The 20,702-nt window shown below is 56.7% G+C and carries 18 protein-coding genes; 14 read left to right on the forward strand and 4 right to left on the reverse strand.

Annotated elements, in window-relative coordinates; genetic code table 11:
• Positions 1-159: 159 nt before the first annotated feature.
• Genes EI77_RS02135 through EI77_RS02145 form a run of 3 tightly spaced genes read left to right on the forward strand, consistent with a single transcriptional unit; the run spans position 160 to position 1,725 of the window.
• Positions 160-837, forward strand: coding sequence for a histidine phosphatase family protein (locus EI77_RS02135; protein ID WP_133793105.1), 678 nt, complete (start codon positions 160-162; stop codon positions 835-837).
• A 19-nt stretch (positions 838-856) separates the two neighbouring features.
• Complete coding sequence (gene rpiB / locus EI77_RS02140; RefSeq protein WP_133793106.1) at positions 857-1,285, forward strand: ribose 5-phosphate isomerase B; 429 nt, start codon at positions 857-859, stop codon at positions 1,283-1,285.
• Entirely contained in the window at positions 1,282-1,725 is a 444-nt protein-coding gene (locus EI77_RS02145; protein WP_133793107.1) for a thioesterase domain-containing protein, read from the forward strand. The genes rpiB and EI77_RS02145 overlap by 4 nt, the downstream gene beginning before the upstream one ends.
• A 3-nt stretch (positions 1,726-1,728) precedes the next feature.
• Here the strand turns inward: EI77_RS02145 and EI77_RS02150 are convergent, their stop codons facing one another.
• Positions 1,729-3,219 carry an N-acyl-D-amino-acid deacylase family protein gene (locus EI77_RS02150; protein WP_166646972.1) on the reverse strand — a complete coding sequence of 497 codons (1,491 nt, stop codon included), beginning with the start codon at positions 3,217-3,219 and terminating at the stop codon, positions 1,729-1,731.
• A gap of 202 nt (positions 3,220-3,421) precedes the next feature.
• On the opposite strand from EI77_RS02150, the gene EI77_RS02155 reads away from it, so the two are divergent.
• The 10 genes from EI77_RS02155 (at position 3,422) to EI77_RS02200 (ending at position 15,841) form a co-directional block, all read left to right on the forward strand.
• Positions 3,422-4,231: a class I SAM-dependent methyltransferase gene (locus EI77_RS02155; RefSeq protein ID WP_133793109.1), complete on the forward strand. Its 810-nt coding sequence runs from the start codon at positions 3,422-3,424 to the stop codon at positions 4,229-4,231.
• 160 nt (positions 4,232-4,391) lie between these two features.
• On the forward strand, positions 4,392-4,925 hold the full coding sequence (locus tag EI77_RS02160; RefSeq protein WP_133793110.1) for a sigma-70 family RNA polymerase sigma factor: 534 nt from the start codon (positions 4,392-4,394) through the stop codon (positions 4,923-4,925).
• Complete coding sequence (locus EI77_RS02165) at positions 4,922-6,376, forward strand: LamG-like jellyroll fold domain-containing protein (RefSeq protein ID WP_133793111.1); 1,455 nt, start codon at positions 4,922-4,924, stop codon at positions 6,374-6,376. The genes EI77_RS02160 and EI77_RS02165 overlap by 4 nt, the downstream gene beginning before the upstream one ends.
• A gap of 6 nt (positions 6,377-6,382) precedes the next feature.
• Positions 6,383-9,124 carry a PSD1 and planctomycete cytochrome C domain-containing protein gene (locus EI77_RS02170; protein ID WP_208300241.1) on the forward strand — a complete coding sequence of 914 codons (2,742 nt, stop codon included), beginning with the start codon at positions 6,383-6,385 and terminating at the stop codon, positions 9,122-9,124.
• The gene (locus EI77_RS02175) at positions 9,121-10,587 is read left to right on the forward strand and encodes a DUF1501 domain-containing protein (RefSeq protein ID WP_133793112.1); all 1,467 of its coding nucleotides are present in this window, start codon (positions 9,121-9,123) and stop codon (positions 10,585-10,587) included. Before EI77_RS02170 ends, EI77_RS02175 begins: the two co-directional genes overlap by 4 nt.
• An 82-nt stretch (positions 10,588-10,669) precedes the next feature.
• Positions 10,670-11,641: a GDSL-type esterase/lipase family protein gene (locus EI77_RS02180; RefSeq protein ID WP_166646973.1), complete on the forward strand. Its 972-nt coding sequence runs from the start codon at positions 10,670-10,672 to the stop codon at positions 11,639-11,641.
• A 117-nt stretch (positions 11,642-11,758) separates the two neighbouring features.
• On the forward strand, positions 11,759-13,126 hold the full coding sequence (gene argH / locus EI77_RS02185; RefSeq protein ID WP_133793114.1) for an argininosuccinate lyase: 1,368 nt from the start codon (positions 11,759-11,761) through the stop codon (positions 13,124-13,126).
• Positions 13,123-13,740, forward strand: a complete 618-nt coding sequence (locus tag EI77_RS02190; protein WP_133793115.1) for an NUDIX hydrolase — start codon at positions 13,123-13,125, stop codon at positions 13,738-13,740. The genes argH and EI77_RS02190 overlap by 4 nt, the downstream gene beginning before the upstream one ends.
• Positions 13,741-13,774: 34 nt before the next feature.
• A complete protein-coding gene (tatC, locus tag EI77_RS02195) occupies positions 13,775-14,959 on the forward strand; it encodes a twin-arginine translocase subunit TatC (protein ID WP_133793116.1) in 1,185 nt (394 codons plus the stop codon).
• Between the two features lie 324 nt (positions 14,960-15,283).
• The gene (locus EI77_RS02200; RefSeq protein ID WP_133793117.1) at positions 15,284-15,841 is read left to right on the forward strand and encodes an RrF2 family transcriptional regulator; all 558 of its coding nucleotides are present in this window, start codon (positions 15,284-15,286) and stop codon (positions 15,839-15,841) included.
• On the opposite strand, the gene EI77_RS02205 is transcribed toward EI77_RS02200, so the two are convergent.
• The 3 genes from EI77_RS02205 to EI77_RS02215 form a co-directional block, all read right to left on the reverse strand.
• A complete protein-coding gene (locus EI77_RS02205; protein ID WP_133793118.1) occupies positions 15,763-17,043 on the reverse strand; it encodes a DUF1501 domain-containing protein in 1,281 nt (426 codons plus the stop codon). The genes EI77_RS02200 and EI77_RS02205 overlap by 79 nt on opposite strands.
• A 22-nt stretch (positions 17,044-17,065) precedes the next feature.
• Positions 17,066-19,186 (reverse strand): DUF1549 domain-containing protein, encoded by a 2,121-nt coding sequence (locus EI77_RS02210; RefSeq protein WP_133793119.1) that lies wholly within the window; start codon positions 19,184-19,186, stop codon positions 17,066-17,068.
• 107 nt (positions 19,187-19,293) lie between these two features.
• On the reverse strand, positions 19,294-19,776 hold the full coding sequence (locus tag EI77_RS02215; RefSeq protein WP_133793120.1) for a Fur family transcriptional regulator: 483 nt from the start codon (positions 19,774-19,776) through the stop codon (positions 19,294-19,296).
• A gap of 100 nt (positions 19,777-19,876) precedes the next feature.
• Here EI77_RS02215 and EI77_RS02220 point away from each other — a divergent pair, with 100 nt between their 5' ends.
• On the forward strand, positions 19,877-20,566 hold the full coding sequence (locus EI77_RS02220) for a M23 family metallopeptidase (protein WP_133793121.1): 690 nt from the start codon (positions 19,877-19,879) through the stop codon (positions 20,564-20,566).
• Positions 20,567-20,702: the final 136 nt, after the last annotated feature.

A 20,702-nucleotide genomic window follows, 5' to 3' on the forward strand; every position in this document is an offset into this window, starting at 1 on the left:
TTGCTTTGACATTTCGATTCTCGCTCAACGATTGCATGCAAGCGAATGCAGTCTGGTCAGTCTCAGCCCAATCTTTAGACATGGAAGCTGGCAGCTTTTCATTTGCAGAAGAAACAGCCCGGCGTCTGGTCCTGCCCGTGCTAACAACAAGCCACGCTCATGCCCATCACACGCATTTACCTCATTCGCCACGGAGCCACGATTCTCACTGCCGAAGACCGTTTTGCCGGAGCCACCAATGTCCCGCTTTCCGATGAAGGTCGCCAGCAGGCCGCCTCCCTTGCGGCGCGCCTCAGCAGCCTTCACATCTCTGCCGCTTACGCCTCGCCGCTGGATCGCACGATGGAGACCGCACGCATTCTCGCCGCGCCCCACGGCCTGGATGTCCAGCCTCGCGATGGTCTGCGTGAAATCTCTCATGGCCACTGGGAGCAGATGACCCGTCACGAAGTGGAACAGCAGTTTCCCAAAGAAGCTGCTGCCTGGGATGAAGACCCCTATACCTTTGCACCGGAAGGTGGCGAAAGCGGCCTCGGCGTCACTGCCCGCGCTCTGCCCGCCCTGCTGGAAATCGTCCGCCATCACGAAGGACAGTCCATTCTCGTTGTCTCCCACAAGGCCACCATCCGTCTCCTGCTCAGTTCCCTTCTAGGGTTCGACCCTCGTCGTTATCGCGACAATTTGGATCAAGACCCTGCCGCCCTGAACATCGTAGATTTTAAAGACTCCGTCCGCGCCCGCCTGATGCTCTTCAATGATACCTCCCATTACGCTGAAAGTAGCCTCAATAAACCCGAGTCCGCCGAAGCCCGTCTGTCCAAATGGTGGACCCATTAATTTTTAAACTCTATTCCTCATGAAAATTGCCATTGGTTCTGACCACGCAGGTTATCGTTATAAACAGGCCATCATCACCCATCTCCAGGACGCCGGGCATGAGGTCATGGACTTCGGAACGCATTCTGAAGAGTCCGTGGACTATCCTCGCTTCATCCGTCCTGTGGCGGAAGGAGTGGCGATAGGGAAATATGAGCGCGGCATCGTTCTCGGCGGATCCGGCAATGGAGAAGCCATCGCCGCCAACCGCGTCAAAGGCATCCGCTGCGGACTTTGCTGGAATCTTGAATCCGCCATCCTCACCCGTCAGCATAACGATGCCAACGTCCTCTCCCTGGGTGGGCGCATGATGGATCTAGGCACTGCCCTGCAGATCGTCGATATCTTCCTCACCACCCCTTTTGAAGGCGGCCGCCACCTCGCTCGCATCCAGCAGTTAGATACATGAGCGCAGCCTTCCTGCATGAGACAGAGCTGTTTCTTCACCAGCAAATCCCACTCACCCACGCCATGGGTGTGCGTGTGGAAAGTTACGATGAAAAACAACTCGTTCTCACGGCCCCCTTGGAGCCCAATCACAACCACCTAGGCACCGCCTTTGGTGGGAGCCTCAGCGCCCTGGCCACCCTCGCCGGTTACAGTCTCCTCTGGCTTTTGTTAGGCGATCGCTCCGCACACATCGTCATTCGGGAAAGCGCCATTCGCTACCGTCACCCGGTCACCCGCACCCTGCGGGCCATCTGCCACCACCCAGATCCCGCCGCACTCTCAGCATTCAGGACAATCTTTGAGGAGACTGGCAAAGCACGCCTCACACTCCAGGTGACCATTGAAGAAGATGAGCGTACGTGCGTAGAATTCACCGGTGAATTTGTGGCCTTGAAATAAGCCTCATCGCCGCAGAGGACCACCTGGCCTGGCTTCCGTCAGCTTGCCTTCACGAATCACCGGCACCCCGTCCACCAGCACATCCGTAAACCCCTCCGAATAATGATGCGGGTCATTAAATTCGGACATGTCCTGCACCTTCTCAAGATCGAAGATCACCAGGTCTGCCCACGCCCCAGGCTTCAGCACACCCCGGTCCTTCATTCCAAAGGTCTCAGCAGGCAGACTCGTCATGCGACAGACCGCCTCTTCCAGTGTTAGCACTTTTTGTTCGCGCACATACCGGGATAGGATGCGTGCATTGTTCCCATAACTGCGCGGATGCGGCACATCCTCCCCCAGCAGACGCGGACCTCCGTCACTGGCGATCATCGTATGCGGATGTTTCAAAAAACGCCGCAGATCTTCTTCACTCATGCCGTGAAAGACCCCGCTTCCGCCGCCTCGTTTCTCGATGTCCAGCAGAAGCTCGATTTGGTCCTCCAGGCTGTCTGCACCTCGCACACGCTTTGCAGCCGCCGGGATCGTCAGTCCATTCAAAGAAGGATCGGCAGCGAATCTCGCGATCACGGCATAACTGTAATCCGTGCGTCCGCTCCTGCTTAAAATTTCCTTCATCCCGTGAATGATCTCCGCTTTCCTGGCAGGATCATTCACACGTGCCACAAAGTCCTCCCTCGTCCCTTCCAAGGCCGCGTCTGGGATCGTCTGCCGTAGCCCAGTGCTGGATGCCGTATATGCATACTGATCATGCGTGATCCTCAGCCCTTCTGCACGCGCCTTGTCCAGATAGGCCAGCACCTCGTCAGCCCGCCCCCAGGCACTCGGCCCGGAAAGCTTGATGTGCGAAAGCTCCGTCCTCACCTGGGCTTCTCGCGCGATGCTGGTGAGTTCATCCAACGCGGAAAAAATGCGGCTTGTCTCATACCGCATATGGCTGGCATACACCCCGTCATAGCGGGCCACCACCTTCGCCAGTTCAATGATCTCCTCCGTCTTCGCAAAGGAGCCCGGCACATAGATCAGCCCCGTGCTCATGCCTAGCGCACCGTCCTTCATCCCCTGCTCCACCAGCGCCTTCATCGCCTCCAGTTGCTCCGCCGTGGGAGCACGGATAAACCGCCCGCCCATTCCCTGCTCTCGCACAGCCCCGTGGCCGACCAGTGCTCCCACATGCAGACTCACCTTCGCCTTTTCTATCTCCTTGAAAAACGCAGCCACATCTGTCCGCGACATGCCACAGTTTCCTGTCACGATCGTCGTCACCCCCATGCGCAGGAAGTTCTCTGCCTCCGGTAGTTTGCAGATGTTTTCCGAGTGCGTATGCACATCGATAAATCCCGGAGCCACCACCCGCCCTTGCGCATCCAGCTCAGCCTTCGCGGACTCCTTTACTGCACCCAGCGCCGTGATTCTTCCCTCACGAATCCCCACGCTACCTTCAAAAGCAGCCGCCCCCGTTCCATCCACAATCAACGCATTCCGGATGATCATATCCAAGGGAGGCTTTGCACCTAGCAGCTCTTGTGCAAGCCCAGGATAGGACAAGCCGATAAAGGCCAGCAAAAGAAATAGAAACCTCATAAAATAATGACCTGACAGAAAGAGTGCGACGAAAAGGCTAATCAGGAAACGTGCCTTCCTGCATCGTTTCATCAGCAGTTGTCAGTCATCGCTTCCCATCTACCCATGCCTCATGCCCACTGACCATCGCGACTGGTATGACACGCCGCTCTATTATGACATCATCTTCGATGCAGATACCCCGCGCGAAGCCACCTTCCTAGAAATGGTCTGGACAATCTTTGGCGACAAAAGCCGCACCCGCCGTGTCCTGGAGCCCGCCTGTGGTAGCGGCAGGCTGGTCATCGAAATGGCGCGTCGCGGCTGGGACGTAGCCGGATTTGACGGCAATGAAAAGATGCTCGACTTCGCCAAGGAACGGCTGCGCAAAAACGACCTCAAAGCCCGCCTGTGGCCAGACTGGATGCAGAACTTCACATTGCCAAAAACCGCTCACTACGACCTCGCCCACTGCCTGGTCAGCACTTTTAAATACCTCCAGACTGAAGCCGATGCCATGGCATGCCTTCAACGTGTGGCCGCAGTCTTAAAGCCCGGCGGCATCTTTGTTCTCGGCCTTCATTTGAGCCAGTATGCCAAGGGCAAAGAAGAGCACGAACGTTGGAAGGCCACCCGGAATGACATCGAGGTCGTCTGTAATACCCACACTTGGCCGCCTAACCGCAAGACCCGCCTCGAAGACCTTCGCACCCGTTTGAAAATCACCCACGCAGGCCGCACCCGCATTCAGGAGACCCGCTGGCAGTTCCGCACCTACGATGCCCGTCAGTTAAAGGCCCTGCTTCGCAAAGTTCCGGAATTCACTCTCCAAATCTGCTACGACTTCACCTACGATCTCGACTCTCCGCGCAAGCTTGATGACAGCTACCCGGACATCATTCTCGTCCTGAAGCGAGTACAGTACTCATCACTCTCCGAGTGATGAGATTTTGAACGCCATTGCGGAACAAGACCTTCGTTTAAGTGCAGTATCTTGGGGCCTGCCACCTCCGAAAACATCACTCGGAGAGTGATGAATACTGTACCCAGACAGAAAAAGTTCGTTAAATCCCGTCGGCTTCAGGAAACTACTCTTGAAAGCCATGTCCCCTGCCGAAGCCGAACAGCACCAGCGTTTCCTGCGCACCCTCACCGCGCATGAGCCAGCCGTCCGCGCATATGTCCGGCGTCTGGTGCCTTCACGCGCCGATGCCGATGACATCATGCAGGAGGTGGCCATCGTGTTGTGGGATAAGTTTGGCGAATTTAAAGAAGGCGCAGAATTTCGCCCCTGGGCCTTCAGCATCGCCCGGTTCAAAGTGCTCTCCTGGCTGCGCGACAAAGGCCGCGACCGACTCGTCCTCAGTGAGGAGGTCGTGGATCTTATTGCTGAAGAAACGGCCCAGGACGACACCCGCCTGGAGCGTCAGCGCCGCGCCTTGGAATCCTGCACTCAAAAGCTCGAGCCGGACCAGCGTCATCTCCTCATGCAGGCTTATCAGCCCGCCGCCAGCATCCAGTCCATCGCCACCACCAGCGGACGCACCGTTGCCGGTTTTTATCAATGGCTGCACCGCATCCGTCGTCTGCTTCAGGACTGCGTGCAGCGTGAGCTCGCCAAGGAGGAACCGTCATGAACTTTGACGATCTGGCCAACCGCTACTTGGATGGACAAGCGAGTGCGGAAGAAGTCCGGCAGCTAGAGGAGTTCCTCCTCGCCCAGTCTAGTTCACGCCGCCTCTTTGCCGATCTCGCCAATCTCGATTCCGCCCTGGCCGAGCAAGCCGCTGGGTGGGAACCCCAATCGCTGACTCTCCCTGTCAAGCCCATGCGCACCACCACGGCCCGCACCTGGCTGGCTGCGGCAGCTGCCCTCACCGTCCTGCTCACCGGCACCTGGTGGTGGCAGTCTGCAACGCAAGTCCATGCGACTGTCGCACGTGGCATTGGCATCAATGCCTTTCCTCAGGGCATGGAAATTCATGGAAAACATTATTCCATCCAGGCAGGAACCGTCGAGTTCATCACCGCACTTGGAGCGCATGTGGTTATCGAGGCTCCAGCTTCCTTCCAGTTTGAATCCGCCCAGCGCCTGCACATGAAACATGGTCGTGTGGCCGCTGATGTACCGCCTTCGGCCAAAGGTTTTACCGTCATTACCCCAACCGGAAAAGCCGTGGATCTGGGCACCAAATTTGGCGTGGACGTCCCCCAGCAGGGCCAAGCCGAAATCCACGTCTTCCAGGGTGAGGTCATCGCCCAGTCCGCCAAAGGTGGCAAACGCCAGAGCCTCCGCGATGGCCAGGCTTACTCCCTCCAGTCCGGGGCTGGTGCCTCACGTGAGATCCGCTCTGCCGCCTTCATCCAGCCGGATGAAACCCAGTCCCTCCAGGCCGCGCTTTCCTCCGGCCAGCGCAGCCAGTCGGATGCCGCCATTGCCGCCCTGCGCAAGGATGAGGCCCTCATTGCCCTGCTTGATTTTGAAGATGAAAACCTTCCTCCAGGCACTTTTCGGATGACCCAAGGACGCTGGCCGGGCACCCGCGCGCCGGAGTTTGTCAACGTGGGTGACCACATGAAGCTCAATGCTGGTGCGGAGCATGCGTGGCCCCAGCTCACCCTTGCCGCCTGGGTCCGACTTGACCGCCTCGAGTCTCCTTACCAATCCCTTTACCACACCGATGGTTGGGATGAGGACAAGCGCGGCCAGGTGCACTGGATCATCAAGGACGATGCCACCATGCGCCTCGCCCTAAAGCGCAACACCCTCCCGCCAGACTCCGGTGAAAAGGATGGCTTCCCGGATTCACTCACACCCGTGCTTCCTAAAAACGGCCGCTGGGTCCATGTCGCCGTCACCTATGATGCGGACGCACGACGCATCCGCTTTTACCTCAATGGCCTCTTTGACAAAGAGTCCCTTCAGGCCACCGCCCACCCGGCCCTCCTCGGCCCCGCCCAGATCGGCAACTGGAACTCTAAAGACCGCAAGCTCAGCGGACGTGTTGACGAACTTATCCTGTTAGGCCGCACTATGACGGACGCTGAAATCCGTGCCTTATTTGACGCAGGAAATCCTTACCATTGAGACTGCATGATGAAATCCGCCTCCCTCGTCTGGGTCACTCTGACCGCCAGCCTCAGCGCCACTCCCGTGGACTTTGTTCGCGAAGTACGCCCCGTGCTTGAGCATCATTGCTATTCCTGTCACGGCCCGGAAAAACAAAAGTCAGGCCTCCGTTTGGATATCAAATCCGAAGCCCTCAAAGGCGGCGACTCCCACGCGCCCAACATTCTTCCCGGCCAAGCCCAGGACAGCCCACTCATCCAGTTCATCACCACCGATGACGAAGACATGCAGATGCCTCCCAAAGGCGCACGGCTCTCCACCGCAGAGGTAGCCATCCTCACCCGCTGGATCAATGAAGGCGCAGTTTGGCCGGACGGCGTGGACCTAGCGAAGAGCGTGGACAAGCGCGACCATTGGTCCTTCAAACCTCTTCCCCCGCAGCAAGGCAGCCTGGATTCCTTTATCACTGCCAAGCTCCAGGAAAAAGGCCTTAGCCTCTCGCCCCAGGCGGATCGACGCACCCTCATCCGCCGCCTTTACATCGTCCTACACGGCCTGCCGCCTTCGCCTGAAGAGGTCGAATCCTTCGCTGCCGACAGCGATCCTCGGTCCTATGAAAAACTCGTGGATCGCCTGCTGGCCTCCCCTCGTTATGGCGAGCGCTGGGCACGCCATTGGTTAGACGTCATCGCTTTTGGTGAGACCCATGGCTTTGAAGTCAATACCCCACGCCCTAACGCCTGGCCGTATCGCGACTACGTCATCAATGCCTTTAACAACGACACACCTTATCCCCAGTTCATCATGGAACAGCTCGCCGGAGATGCCGTCGGCACCGATGCCGCCACCGGGTTCATCGTCGCCAATGCAGCTCTGCTCCCAGGCCAGACCGGCAAAGATGAGGAGTCCAAAGCCAAGGCCCGCCAAGATGAGCTTAACGACATGGTCAGCATTACTGGCGGCGCTTTCCTCGGCCTCACCCTTCATTGCGCCCGCTGCCACGATCACAAATTCGACCCCGTTTCCCAGGCCGATTACTACAGCCTCCAGGCCATCTTCAGCGGCGTGCGTCATGGCGAGCGACCGCTTAAAAGCAAGGAGGCCAGACAGAATGAGGAGGATACCGCCACCCTCCTCCCCCGCCTGACAAAGGCCACCCACCAGCTTCTTCAATATGAGCCGCTGGCTGCTTCGGGAGCCTTACGTCCTCCGGTTCACTCACACCGTAATGTGGACCGCTTTCCTCCCATTCAAACTCAGAAGCTCCGCTTTACCATCCTTGCCACATCTCAAAACAACCTCAACGAACCCTGCCTGGATGAACTGGAAATCTACAACACGGCAGGCCGCAATGTCGCCCTCGCAGCCCCCAGTGTAAAAGTGTCTGCCTCTGGCAGCCGGGGCGGCATTAAGCACCGGCTTGAGCATCTCAACGACGGGCAGTATGGCAATGACCGCAGCTGGATCAGCACCACCAAAGGCAGCGGTTGGGTGCAGGTGGAATTCGCCCAAAATGAATCCATTGAAGCTGTCGTCTGGGGCCGTGACCGGCTGGATGCTTTCAGTGACCGGCTGCCGGTAGAATACCTTATCGAAGTCGCTCTAGCCGATGGGACGTGGTATAAAGTCAGTGAGAATAGCGACCGCAAAGCCTATTCCGGCCCCAAAGAAAGACAGCTCCTCTCAGAGCCCCAAGACCCTGCCCTCGTGGCCGCCTTTCATGCGGCCAAGGGTGAACTCAGCACCTTGGAGGGCCAGCTTCGCACCGCCAAATCGGGTCCCATGGTCTATGCCGGAAAATTCGAGCAACCTGGCCCCGCCTTCCTGCTCAATCGGGGTGATGTCACCCAGCCGAAACAGGAGGTTCCTCCAGGGGCTGTTACCGCCATCGGCACCACTTTAAACCTCGCCAGCGACACACCCGAACAACAGCGCCGCATCGCCCTAGCCAAGTGGCTGGCCGATCCTGCCCATCCCCTGCCTGCCCGTGTCCTTGTGAACCGCCTCTGGCAGCATCATTTTGGCGAAGGCATCGTCAATACCCCCAACGACTTCGGCCGCAACGGTGCCCTTCCCACCCATCCCGAACTCCTCTCCTGGCTCGCCTCGGAGTTTATCCGCAGCGGCTGGAGCATCAAGCACATGCAGAAGCTCATCGTCATGAGCCAGACCTGGCGGCAAAGCAGTGCACCACGCGAAGACGGCCTTTCTGCCGATGCCCAGACTCAGCTCCTCTGGCGCTATCCTCCTCGCCGCATGGAGGCTGAGGCCCTTCACGATGCCATGCTTGCCGTCGCAGGCACGCTCGACCTCAAAATGGGTGGCCCTGGTTACAGCGCATTCGCACCTAACAGCAACTACGTTCGTGTCTATGACCCTAAGCCCTCATTCAGCCCGGAGGACTGGCGGCGCATGATTTACATGACCAAGGTCCGCGTCGCCCAGGACTCCACCTTCGGCAGCTTCGACTGTCCTGATGCCGGTCAGGCCCAGCCCAAACGTTCGCGCTCCACCACCGCCATCCAGGCACTCAGCCTTTTCAACAGCAGCTTCGTCAATCAGCAGGCGGAGATCTTCGCCACACGCATCCTACGCGATGCAGGCCCGGTGCCTGAACAGCAGATCCGGCGCGCCTTCGCCCTCACTACCCAGCGTCAGCCTGGGGAGGATGAAGTCGCCGCCTGTCAAACCCTCGTTAAAGACCACGGTCTCCCTGCTCTCTGCCGCGTGCTGCTAAATGCCAACGAATTCCTTTTTGTCCCATGAATTCCCCACTCTCCAACAACGGCCTTGGCCTGCTGAACCGGCGCAATTTTCTCTCCAGTGCCGCCGGAATTGGGCTTGCCTCCCTGCTCTCTGAAAACACCGCCCGCGCCACCACCCAGGCCATCCGTCCGCTGATACGTCCAGATAATCCGCTTGGCTCCCGCCCCACTCACTTCGCCCCCAAGGCCAAGCGTGTGCTTGTCATTTTCTGCTCCGGTGCCGTCAGCCACCTGGACTCCTGGGATTGGAAACCGCAGCTTCTCAAGATGGACGGCAAGCCCATGCCAGGGGCCAAGGAAAACTTCCTCACCTTCCAAGGCGAGAACGGAAACCTAGTTAGGCCACTCTATGACTTCAAACCGCGCGGCCAGACCGGCAAGATGGTGTCCGACCTCTTCCCCCATCTCGCCGCCATGGCCGATGACCTCACATTTATTCATTCGATGACGGCTAAATCGAATACCCACGGCCCGGCGGAAAACCAGATGAGCACCGGCTTTATCTTCGATGGTTTTCCCAGCCTCGGCTCCTGGGTCAGTTACGCCCTCGGCTCCGAAGCCGAAAACCTCCCCGCCTATGTCGCCATCCCGGACCCTCGCGGCGTCCCCCAAGCAGGTGTCAACAACTGGGGCAATGGTTTTCTCCCCGCCGTCTTCCAGGGCACCGCCTTCAATTCCAGCCGCCCCATTTATAACCTCGCCCGCCCCGAAAAAGTCTCCGTCGCCAGCGACCTCGCCTCCCGCGATGTCTTGAAATTCCTCAACGAAAAACATCTGGAAAAATTCACGGGGGATACTGAACTCGCCGCCCGCATCTCCAGTTATGAGCTTGCCGCCAAAATGCAGCTCTCCGTCCCGGAGGTGAGCGACCTCTCCAAAGAATCCGCCACAACCCTGAAGGCCTATGGCGTGGATGATCCGCACCCTGTGAAAAGCGGCTTCGCCAAAAACTGCCTCCTCGCCCGCCGTCTTCTGGAGCGTGGCGTCCGCTGCGTAAAGCTTTATAACGGTGCGTATGCCATGGGTGAAGGCATCGGCAACTGGGACGGACACAAAAAGCTCAAGGAGCAGTATGACAAACACGCCCCCATTTTCGACCAACCCTCCGCCGCCCTCATTCGCGATCTCCGCCAGCGTGGTCTTTTGGAAGACACCCTCGTCGTCTGGTGCACCGAATTCGGCCGCATGCCCACCTTCCAGAAAGGTGCCAGCGGCCGTGACCACAACCCCCAGGGCTTCACCGTTTGGATGACCGGCGCAGGCGTGAAACCCGGCATCAGCTACGGCTCCACCGACGAGCTCGGCCACAAAGCCGTGGACAAAATCACCACCATTTACGATCTCCACGCCACCATCCTCCACCTCATGGGCCTGGACCACGAGCGCCTCAGCTACTACCACAACGGCATCGACCGCCGCCTCACCGATGTGCATGGGCATGTCATCCAGGATATCCTCACGTAGCTCAGGAAATAGGATTTTCCTCCCCCTCTGTAAATTTTCCCTTCTGGACATCCCCCGCCGGATCATCTCCAATACCCTTCGCATGATCCGGAATCCTTTATTCGCTGCCGCATTGGCCTGTCTCCTCGGCAGCCTGTCTGCACCTGCCCAAAACGTGGTGGCACCTGTGACCTCTGAGGAAAAGACGTCTTTTGAATTCAAAGATGGAGACCGCGTGGTCCTCATCGGCAATACGGTCATTGAGCGTGAGCAGCGGTATGCCACCTTTGAACCCCGCCTCGCCCTGGCTCTCGGCGAAACCAAGGTCACCGTGCGCAATCTCGCCTGGAGTGGCGATACCGTTTACGGCCATGCGCGGTCCTACTTTGGCCCGCCTGAGGAGGGTCTGGAGCGCATGACCCAGCATCTGCAACTACTGAAACCCAATGTCGTGCTTCTGTGTTACGGCTCTGAAATGGCCTTTGAAGGTCTCAAGGACCTGCCCCGCTTCCTCACTGGATACCGCAATCTCCTCTCCCTCATCCGTAAGCAATCTCCAGGCGTGCGCATTATCGTCGCCACGCCTCCCCCACTCGAAACGCTGCCCCCGCCGCTGCCGGATCAAACGGATGCCAACAAGCGTCTCTCCAGCTTTCGGGATGCTCTGCGCAAATTTGCCGCCGCTCAAAACACCTATTTTGTGGACTGGTTTGAACTCATGGGGGGCATCCCCAAACCTGGCCAGACCTCCAAGCCCCTCACCGAAAACGGTGTCCACTATACCCGTGAAGGGTATGAAAAACTCAGCACCGTCCTCATTGAAGGACTCGGCTATACCTTTCCTCAGGTCACAAAAACGGAACTCGATCCCCTCCAGCGCGAAGTCTTGAAAAAAGACGAACTCTTCTTCAACCGCTGGCGTCCGCAAAACGAGACCTACCTCTTCGGCTTCCGCAAACATGAGCAAGGGCAAAATGCCAAGGAAATCCCCATGTTCGACCCCCTCATTGACCAAGCCGACGCAAAAATCCAAGAACTCAAAGCGGCCATTCTCGCCAGCAAAAAGGCTCTGTGAATAATCGCGCTTAATTCTCTCCCAGGCGGGAGCTGCATTTCACTCAGAGGCCAACCCCCAAAAAGCACCCCCAGGCTTGCGTCAGCCGACAATGCCGCTACTTTCTACACCCCGTCTATGTGGAAAGGTCGTTTTGCCCAAGAAACCAGCCAGCTCGTGCAGAGTTATGGAGAGTCCGTGTCCTTTGACTGGAGGCTCTATGCGCATGACATCCGTGGCTCCATTGCGCATTCCAAAGGCCTAGTCAAAGCAGGCATCCTGACGGCTGACGAGCAGTCCTCCATTGAAAAAGGCCTCCTCGAAATCAGGTCTGAGATCGAAGCAGGCAAGTTTGAGTTCAAGACGTCCCTGGAAGACGTACACATGAACATCGAATCCGAGCTGACCCGCCGCATCGGTCCAGCCGGAGCCAAATTGCACACCGCCCGCAGTCGCAACGACCAGGTGGCCACCGATGTGCGTCTTTATACCCGCGATGCCGTCACGGAAATCGTGGACCTCGTCGCCAGCCTGCAGCGTGCCTTAATCGAAGCTGCCGAACGCGCCGGCACCGCCGTGGTCCCAGGATATACCCACCTTCAGCGCGGCCAGCCCGTGCTCTTCGCTCACCATCTCCTGGCCTATGTGGAAATGCTGGAGCGGGATGCGCAGCGTCTCCTGGATGCCAATGACCGGCTCAATGTCATGCCCCTGGGCTCAGGTGCCCTGGCTGGCTCCACCATCATTCTGGACCGTGAATACGTGGCCGAGTTGCTCGACTTCGACTCCGTTTCCCAAAACAGCATGGATGCCGTCAGTGACCGCGACTTTGCTGCCGAAGTCCTGTTTTCCATCGCCCTCTGCGGCGTGCATTTGTCACGCCTGAGCGAGGACATCATCCTCTGGTGCAGTGCCGAATTTGGATTCGTCACCCTCAGCGATGCCCACACCACGGGCTCAAGCCTGATGCCGCAGAAGAAAAATCCAGACGTTGCCGAGCTCACGCGTGGCAAGTCTGGACGCCTTATTGGCAATCTCATGGCCCTGCTCACTCTGCTCAAGGGACTGCCCATGACCTATAACCGGGACATGCAGGAGGACAAAGAACCCCTCTTTGATTCTCTCGACACCATTCAGGCCGCCCTCGCCGTCTTTGCTGAAATGATCTCCGGCATGGAGGTGAATGAAACCCGCACCCGCGCCGCCACCAGTGACCCGATGCTGCTGGCTACGGATCTGGCCGACTATCTGGTCAATCACGGGGTCCCATTCCGTCAGGCCCACGAAGTCATAGGTAAACTGGTCGCCCATTCCATCGCCGAAAAAGTCGCCTTTGAAGATATTCCTCTGGCGCAGTATCAGGAATTCTCCCCGGCTTTTGAGGCTGATCTTTTTGACTGTCTCAATCTGGACACCGCATTAGCCGCCCGCAAAGGCATCGGTGCCCCTTCACCCAAAAACGTGGCGGCTCAGATCGCCTTCTGGAAAGAAGCCCTCAGCGAATGAGCCAGGACACGACCGACTTCCCACTTTTCAAGGTCGAAGACAGCGACGGATGGCAGCGTGTGTCCTGTGAGCGCCTTTTCGACAATCCACACATCAGTGTGGACAAGGTGGAATGTCTGACCCCGCACCGTCAGGAAAAAGCGGTGCCCTGGCTGGTCGTGGAAAGAAAGGCTGCCGTCGCCATCGCTCCGATGACTGAGGACGGCCAATTTGTCCTCATTTCCCAAGAACGCATACCTGTACAGCAGACACTGTGGGAATTTCCCGCCGGCCAGATTGACGTCCCCCTGGCCGAAATCACCCCAGAAACCGTTATAGACACCGCCCTGCGGGAGTTGCTGGAAGAAACCGGCTATGCTCTCGCCCCCGGCGGAGTGCTGGAACCGCTCGGTTGGTTCCTTCCTTCGCAAGGTTTCACCGATGAGCACGTTTATCTATTTCAAGCGAAGCCCGTGTGCGTCGTCAGCCGTCCTACCCCGGATGGAAGCGAGCACATCAGCGACGTGCGCTTGGTCAGTTCAGAAGAGTTGCGGAGGATGATCGCTGACAATGAGATCACCACCGCCCTGACACTGGCCTTGTATGCGCGGATGGCGGCCAAGGGAACGAATTGAGGCGTTGAACTAAACCTCCTAAACTTCACCTGATATGTGGCAAGGCATCCTGAACAAAGTCTTCAAAGTCCGCGAAAAAGTCGCGATGAACCTCAGCAAAGATGATGAGGAAAAACCCTTCCTGGAGCATCTGGACGACCTGCGTACCATGCTCGTACGCATGGGCATGACGCTTATCGCGTCCACCATCATCTCATTCGTTTTTTACCAGGAGTTGTTCAAGGCGCTCTTGTATCCGATGGTCCTGGCTGGATTTGCCCCGGACATCGAATCCGCCAAAAAACTGCTCATTAACATTGATGTCGCCGGTCCTTTCATGATGGCGGTGAATGTCTCGTTGATCGCAGCCGTCATTGCTTCCTTTCCCCTGCTGCTGGTCTTTCTTCTCCAGTTCATCCTGCCAGGGCTGAAGGCCACAGAGAAAAAACTGCTCTTCCCAGCCATCGGCGTCGGCACAGGTCTCTTCCTCAGCGGTGCCTCCTTCGCCTATTGGGTGGTGCTACCAAGGGCGCTGATCTTTTTCTCTGAGTTTGCTGAGTCCGTGGGTGCAAATCAGATGTGGGCGCTGAACGAATACGTCACTTTTACAACGCGTTTCATTCTGGTGTTCGGCATCGCGTTTGAGTTGCCAGTCATCGTTATGGCCTTGGTGAAGCTGGATTTCTTGAATTACCGAATCATGAAGTCCACCTGGCGTCATGCGCTCGTCGCCATCACGCTGTTTGCGGCCATCATCACACCTACTCCGGACGTGCTCACCCTCATGCTTATGTCGGGGCCGCTTTACGTCCTGTATGCCATCTGCGTCACGCTGGCCTATTTCATGGAGAAGAAGGACAAGGAAGCCTATCCCGAATACTACGCTGAGCTTGAAAAAGACCAGAAGGAGCTGGAAAAAGAGGGCACAGACGAATGGGACAATGAGAACTACAACCCTTGGTTCTCCGAAGACGAAAAAGACGAGGACGACGAATACCAAAAACCCCGCGTCACCCCTTCCGCCCCGCCTCCTGAGATCGAGAAAGCTTCAAAAACCGTCTCCATGACGGATACCCTTGATGAACCTGTGGACGAGGGTGAAGACCAAAGCTCCGTCATGCCTGACGAAGACGAAACGGAACCTCCATCACCATCTGCTGAAGACAAACCGATCTCGGAAAAATCCACAGAAGAACTCGCCCGTGAGGATGAGTCCCGAAGCGGCAATCCCCCAGTCTAAAGTCACCTCATAGCTGAGGCTATCATCAGGTTGGCCGTCTATCTTTAGACGGCCAACTTCAGTGACTGCGGCTCAGGCTTACCGTGGTTTCCTCCACAGTCTTGGCAGCAGCTTCAACTTAATATATGGCTCCATTTAACGGAAAAGCACTTTCGTGTCTTCATGCAGATGCTAAAGTATGATACTAAAACCAACTTTAGAGAAAGTATGGTAACTGTTGTTTTGGCTGTAAAACTAACTATTCAAAGGTTGGTATTTCCCTCTTACAAATTACTTACTTAACCGTCTGCGCCACCTGAATAGGAAAGAGAGTATCAGAAGATAATGCGACTGAGCTTATTTTCTGATTACTCACTGAGGGTGCTACTTTTTGGAGCGGTAAAAGGTGGCCCCTTTCCTCTCCATGAAGTCGCCGCCGCGTACAACATATCGCGCCATCATCTGGTGAAAGTGGTCAATAATCTCACAAAACAAGGTTACCTCGCAACCCGCCGTGGTCGTGGCGGCGGCATTGTATTAGCCATGAAGCCGGAGGAAATCCAAATTGGCAGACTGGTGCGTGGGACAGAAACATCCTCCCCCCTGGTGGAGTGCTTTGATCTGAAGACCAACACCTGCCCCATTCATTCCTGCTGCGGCCTCAAATCAGCCATGGCACAGGCTATAGGGGCCTTTTATGGCACCTTGGATCGCTACACTCTTCAGGACATGCTGGGGGCGCAGAGGATAGACACTCTGAAAGAGATTCTTCTTGCCCCCACCAAGCGCGTCACCCTTCTACATGCTGACGAAGATGTGGCTGACTATGATAAAACATCGCCAATCACTGACCCCTTGTCACCGATGGTGAATGGACGGTTGCTAGGGGACATGACGATCTGATTCACATCCATGCCCATGGCGTGGCCTACAGTGCTGTGGAAATCCTGGATGGTCACCTGTTTGTCGATGGGGGCATTGCCTTCTTTGTCACTTGCCCCGTAGATAGTGCCACCTTTCGCTGGGCCACCTGCTAGCAAAGTACTGAAGACCTTGGGATGATGGTCCCTGCCATTGCGGCTATTGATCTTCGGTGTGCGTCCAAATTCGGAACAAAGCACCACCATCGTCGTCTCCAGCAGGCCACGTGATTGAAGGTCACTGAGCAAGGCAGAGAGCCCAGTATCCAGCAGGCTGCCATTGTCCTCCATGGCATCGGCAATGTCATTGTGCATGTCCCAGCCACCATGCGCTACTTCGACAAAACGCACCCCGCGCTCCACCAACCGACGGGCCAGCATGCAACCCTGGCCAAACTTGTTCATACCATATTTTTCACGAGCTTCCGCATTTTCTTCGGTCAGACGAAAAGCATTCAGATCATCGGTGCTCAAGAGCTTCAGCGTATCATCATAAAAGTCGGTATAGGCTTTCAGATTGGTATCCTGAAACTTGCTTCGGAATCCAGCATCCACCTTGTTCAAAAGGGCCAGCCGCTTATCGATCACCTCTTTCGGTGCACCGAATTCAGCATATTGAAGCCCCGCAGACGGATCGTGAATCGGCAGCGGGCTATAGGCAGCAGAGAAAAAGCCATTTCCAGCTTCGGGAGCACGGCCCACACAGACAGTCGAAGGCAAAGACTGGCTGCTTTTACCGAGCAACTCCTGAGCCCACGCCCCCAGGACTGGATGTTTAATGGTGCCACGCTGCTCATACCCTGTGCGCATCAGATACTGGCCGGAGGCATGCACCCCTGTTTTTGAAGTCATGCTGCGAATGATGGCCAGCTTTTCAGAGTGGTCCTTGGCCAGCGTGGGCAGGAAGCCACCGAGCTGATAGCCTGCCTTCGTCGCGATGGGATCACCAGGTCCTTTGGAATCTCCCGTCTTGGGATCCAAAGTGTCAATGTGTGACATCCCGCCGATCATCTGAAGCCAGATGACGTTCTTGGCCTTTCCGAATCCAGGCAGCGATTTTGGATCAGCCGCCGCCTGGCCTTTCAGCACATGCGGTAGCAGTGTTACACCCAGTGTGGCCTTCGCAACATGCTCGGCAAATTGGCGGCGGGAAAGGCAATCGAGAGAACGAAGAGAAGTGTTCATGGTAATATGAGGCTGGGGCTGATTACTGAACAAAAACGAATTCACGGGCATTGAAGAGGACCCAGCAAAGATCGGCTGAACTAAGGCCAGCATCGAAGGCTTGGCTGGCCTCGGTCATTTCTTCCGGTGTGGGCTTGCGGGAGAAAAAGCTATAGTAAAGTGACTCCACTTTTTTCGCCGTTTCCGCTTCTCCCATGGCTGTCGCCAGCACCAGGGATTGAGGATTTTGGAGTACACTCTGCGCTTCTCCATTCATCAGCATGAGGACTTGGGGAATGCTGCTTTCATAAGTGTTGCTATCCGCGATCTGCCGGTCGCTTTGGCCGAACATGCGGAGGAAGTGACCATCCCGCTCAGGCTGGCGGAGTTCGGAAGCACGGGCCAGGGCCAGACCTTCCATCATTTTCGGGCGGGTAAAGCCCTCTTCATCAGCATCGGTTTCAGTCTGCATCATCTGTGCCCGCCGATTTTTCTTTTTCGCATTCGGTCTTTTTTCATTGCCTCCCCCCAGAGGGCCATCAGCCATTCGGCGCATCCCCTGCATTTCTCCCAGTTTTTCAACAATCTGCGCAGGAGTGACTTCGGACACATTAAAGGCCATGACCGCCTTGTAAGGCTCCGCACGCTTCAGCTTAAAGTTATCTACTTTGTCACCGATCGCCAACGTCACGCAAGAATCCCAGGCCTGCTCCGCAGTCATGCGGCGCAGGATCGGACCAGGGAAATAATAGGGCTCACCCAGAGCCAGTTCGCGAGTCACCGCTTCCCGCTGGTAAGTCTGAGTATTGCAGAGCAGGCGCATGAATGCGCGAATGTCGAACTTAAGGCGCACCATTTCACGGCCGAGATGCTGGAGAAGCAACGGATTGCTGGAGGCGCTAGGATCATCCAGATCCGTGATAGGCTCTTTAAGACCGACACCGAAGACCTGCTTCCACAAACGGTTGGCGATGGTCATGGCGAAGCGAGGATTATCCGGACTGGTCATCCAGGTGGCAAAAACATCCCTGAGTTGGCTGTCATCCTCAGCTTTCTTCATGGCCAGTTCCGCATCTTGATAGCAGCGCAGTCGGCGGTCATCCTTGCTCCAGGTGACAAGACTGGGCTTTACCGCATCCCCAGGCTTGCCGTCCTTGTATTTGTAGTCATCAGGCAGGGTCACATCCCCCTCGGCACCATCTTTGATGGCCAGTGAATTCACATCAAAAAGCCGACGTGCCTGCTGATATTGCTGCTGTGTCAGTTCATCACGAAGATCACGCATCATCCCGCGCGGCAGCTCACGGTTGTAGGTGTCCGATGCTCCAAAAAAAGCCGCCATCTCATAAAACTGGCGCTGGGTCCAGTCCGCAAACGGGTGGTCATGGCACTGGGCACAGGAAACGTTTGCCCCGAGGAAGGTTGAAAGGGTGAGGCTAAGATTATCCAGCCTCATGCCACGGTCACGCAGCAGGTAACCGGCAGCGCCATTGTCCAGCAGCTTACCGTCCGCAACCAGCATCTCGCGAACGATTTCATTCCAAGGGCGATTGGCAGTGATCTGCTCCTTCAGCCATTCCTGGTAGGTGAAAAACTTGGCCTTCTGGGCATCATCCGCCACCCGCAGCATGTCGGAGAAATAGTTGAACATGTGCGAGGAGAACCCGTCGCCATTAACCAAAGTGTCAATGACATTGGCACGTTTGGACGCGCTGGTATCCGCCAGGAAAGCCAGCGTCTCCTCCCGTGTAGGGATGCGGCCAGCGAGGTCCAGGTAAACACGGCGAACAAACTGTTCGTCACTGGCGAGTGCATTCGGCTGCTGACCGGCTTTTTGCAATCCCATCAGGACTCCTTTGTCGATGATGGCGGCAGATTGGGCCAAACCGGTATTCTTTTGAATGCCCAGCCCCTCAGGCTTCAGTGTCGCCGCCGCCTGCTGGTCCGCCGGAGTCAGGTTGGCCAATGGAAAATCAAACATGCGCCCATCCCGGGTCTGCAAATACACTTTGCCATCTTCCAGGCCGCGAAAAGTGGCCTCCACCTTGCGCCCTTGATCATCCTGCCAGACTCGGAAATTGGAGTTTCCGTCAGGGGCAGCGGTCTGCGCCGTAACCAAGAGTGCGGGAAAAAAGACGCAAAGGGCGATGGATCGGGCTTTCATAAACAACTCGGGATAGATTCCCGCATGAAACGATACGTTTCATGAGATGTTGCGTTAGAATTTTCAGCTCCGCTGCCAGGCAGCAACTCCCATCCGCCCAGGGATACTTACCGAGCCAGCGCCATGTCATGCTCCGTCTTGAACTTGCATTGCCCGGTTTTAGCAAACTCATCGCAGTGGGCTTGGATGCGCATGGCTTTCATCTGAGGCTGGAAGCCCAGACGGCGGGTGATGCAGTCGTGAAGCACCGCACTATGCTCATCCTCAAACTCGACGACGCGATCACAGTCCAGGCAGATGAGGTGATTGTGCTGCGGCTTATCCAGGAAATTGGGATCGTAATAGGTCTGGTCGCGGCCCAGATCCACCTCGCGCAGCAGGTCACAATCCACCAGGAGCTGAAGGGTACGGTAAACGGTAGCCCTGGAAACGGTCCGGTCCAGTTTGCGGGCCTTTTCCAGCAATTCTTCAGCATTGAAATGATCATCCGTGGCAAAGGCCGCTTCCACGATGGTCTCACGCTGCTTGGTACGGCGCAGTCCAGTATTGGTCAGATGCGCTTCCAGACGATCTTTTACTCGGGGATCCATATTGAGAAACGTCTAGCCCAATTGAGACTGAACGCAAGTTAGGATCATCTTTTGCTCATTTTGTTCGCATGGCCAGGGAGAGTATGCACTTTGCTTTCACATGCGCCTCTTTACCTGGATCACGCTCATCCTTCTTTCCCTGGGAGGATGGGTTGCCTGGGAAGAAATCGGCGTCAGAGAATGGATGCAGCAATGGCAGCCCAAGACGGCGAAGCCTCTGGACCCGGCATTTTTACGATTGAATGCCTGGGAGATCGCCTCGCTTCCCCTGGCGCTTCGGTTCGATCATCCCATGGGATCCGAGCACGCCGCATTGACCTACAATGCGCAGCCCTTCCGCATCACTCGCCATCTGGGAGATGACCTTAATGGCATCGGCGGGGGAAATTCAGACCTGGGGGATACGGTTTACGCGGCTGGAGCTGGACACGTGGTTTATGCAGGAATCCCGGGTCCCGGGTGGGGAAAAATGATCATCCTAGCCCACCGGGTGCCGGATCTGGAGGATCTGGCAAAAGAACGCATCTACCAGACTGTCTATGCCCACCTGGACGAAATCACCGTCAAGCCAGATACACAGGTCCAGCGCGGCATGAAAATCGGCACGGTTGGAACAGGCGGCGGTTTGTACCTAGCTCATCTGCACTTTGAAGTCCGCGAGGGTCCTTATATCAATCCCGGCCAGGGATATGCAGATAGCCCGCTCAACCGGGTATCCCCGGAAAAATTTATCAGCCAGCGACGCGGTGCGCCTGCAGAGCAGATGAATCCCGCACCGGCCCTGCCGTGAAAGCAAAAAAGTGCCACCTCGCGCGGGGAACTGGCTATTCTTGCGGGGGCAGTCCGGTTTTCCTTCTTGAATCCGCCTTCTGCGCCAGTAAATAGCGGCCCTCCCGCGCGCCTGGCCGCCTCTCGGCGCTTTTTTC

Origin of the sequence: Prosthecobacter fusiformis (genome assembly GCF_004364345.1) — a bacterium.
GTDB classification, from domain to species: domain Bacteria; phylum Verrucomicrobiota; class Verrucomicrobiia; order Verrucomicrobiales; family Verrucomicrobiaceae; genus Prosthecobacter; species Prosthecobacter fusiformis.

What these genes read in the sequence shown, in the direction of transcription:
- EI77_RS02135 (WP_133793105.1), top strand. Translation starts at nt 160, where the DNA reads ATGCCCATCACACGCATTTACCTCATTCGCCACGGAGCCACGATTCTC.
- rpiB (WP_133793106.1), top strand. Translation starts at nt 857, where the DNA reads ATGAAAATTGCCATTGGTTCTGACCACGCAGGTTATCGTTATAAACAG.
- EI77_RS02145 (WP_133793107.1), top strand. Translation starts at nt 1,282, where the DNA reads ATGAGCGCAGCCTTCCTGCATGAGACAGAGCTGTTTCTTCACCAGCAA.
- EI77_RS02150 (WP_166646972.1), bottom strand. Translation starts at nt 3,219, where the DNA reads ATGATCATCCGGAATGCGTTGATTGTGGATGGAACGGGGGCGGCTGCT.
- EI77_RS02155 (WP_133793109.1), top strand. Translation starts at nt 3,422, where the DNA reads ATGCCCACTGACCATCGCGACTGGTATGACACGCCGCTCTATTATGAC.
- EI77_RS02160 (WP_133793110.1), top strand. Translation starts at nt 4,392, where the DNA reads ATGTCCCCTGCCGAAGCCGAACAGCACCAGCGTTTCCTGCGCACCCTC.
- EI77_RS02165 (WP_133793111.1), top strand. Translation starts at nt 4,922, where the DNA reads ATGAACTTTGACGATCTGGCCAACCGCTACTTGGATGGACAAGCGAGT.
- EI77_RS02170 (WP_208300241.1), top strand. Translation starts at nt 6,383, where the DNA reads ATGATGAAATCCGCCTCCCTCGTCTGGGTCACTCTGACCGCCAGCCTC.
- EI77_RS02175 (WP_133793112.1), top strand. Translation starts at nt 9,121, where the DNA reads ATGAATTCCCCACTCTCCAACAACGGCCTTGGCCTGCTGAACCGGCGC.
- EI77_RS02180 (WP_166646973.1), top strand. Translation starts at nt 10,670, where the DNA reads ATGATCCGGAATCCTTTATTCGCTGCCGCATTGGCCTGTCTCCTCGGC.
- argH (WP_133793114.1), top strand. Translation starts at nt 11,759, where the DNA reads ATGTGGAAAGGTCGTTTTGCCCAAGAAACCAGCCAGCTCGTGCAGAGT.
- EI77_RS02190 (WP_133793115.1), top strand. Translation starts at nt 13,123, where the DNA reads ATGAGCCAGGACACGACCGACTTCCCACTTTTCAAGGTCGAAGACAGC.
- tatC (WP_133793116.1), top strand. Translation starts at nt 13,775, where the DNA reads ATGTGGCAAGGCATCCTGAACAAAGTCTTCAAAGTCCGCGAAAAAGTC.
- EI77_RS02200 (WP_133793117.1), top strand. Translation starts at nt 15,284, where the DNA reads ATGCGACTGAGCTTATTTTCTGATTACTCACTGAGGGTGCTACTTTTT.
- EI77_RS02205 (WP_133793118.1), bottom strand. Translation starts at nt 17,043, where the DNA reads ATGAACACTTCTCTTCGTTCTCTCGATTGCCTTTCCCGCCGCCAATTT.
- EI77_RS02210 (WP_133793119.1), bottom strand. Translation starts at nt 19,186, where the DNA reads ATGAAAGCCCGATCCATCGCCCTTTGCGTCTTTTTTCCCGCACTCTTG.
- EI77_RS02215 (WP_133793120.1), bottom strand. Translation starts at nt 19,776, where the DNA reads ATGGATCCCCGAGTAAAAGATCGTCTGGAAGCGCATCTGACCAATACT.
- EI77_RS02220 (WP_133793121.1), top strand. Translation starts at nt 19,877, where the DNA reads ATGCGCCTCTTTACCTGGATCACGCTCATCCTTCTTTCCCTGGGAGGA.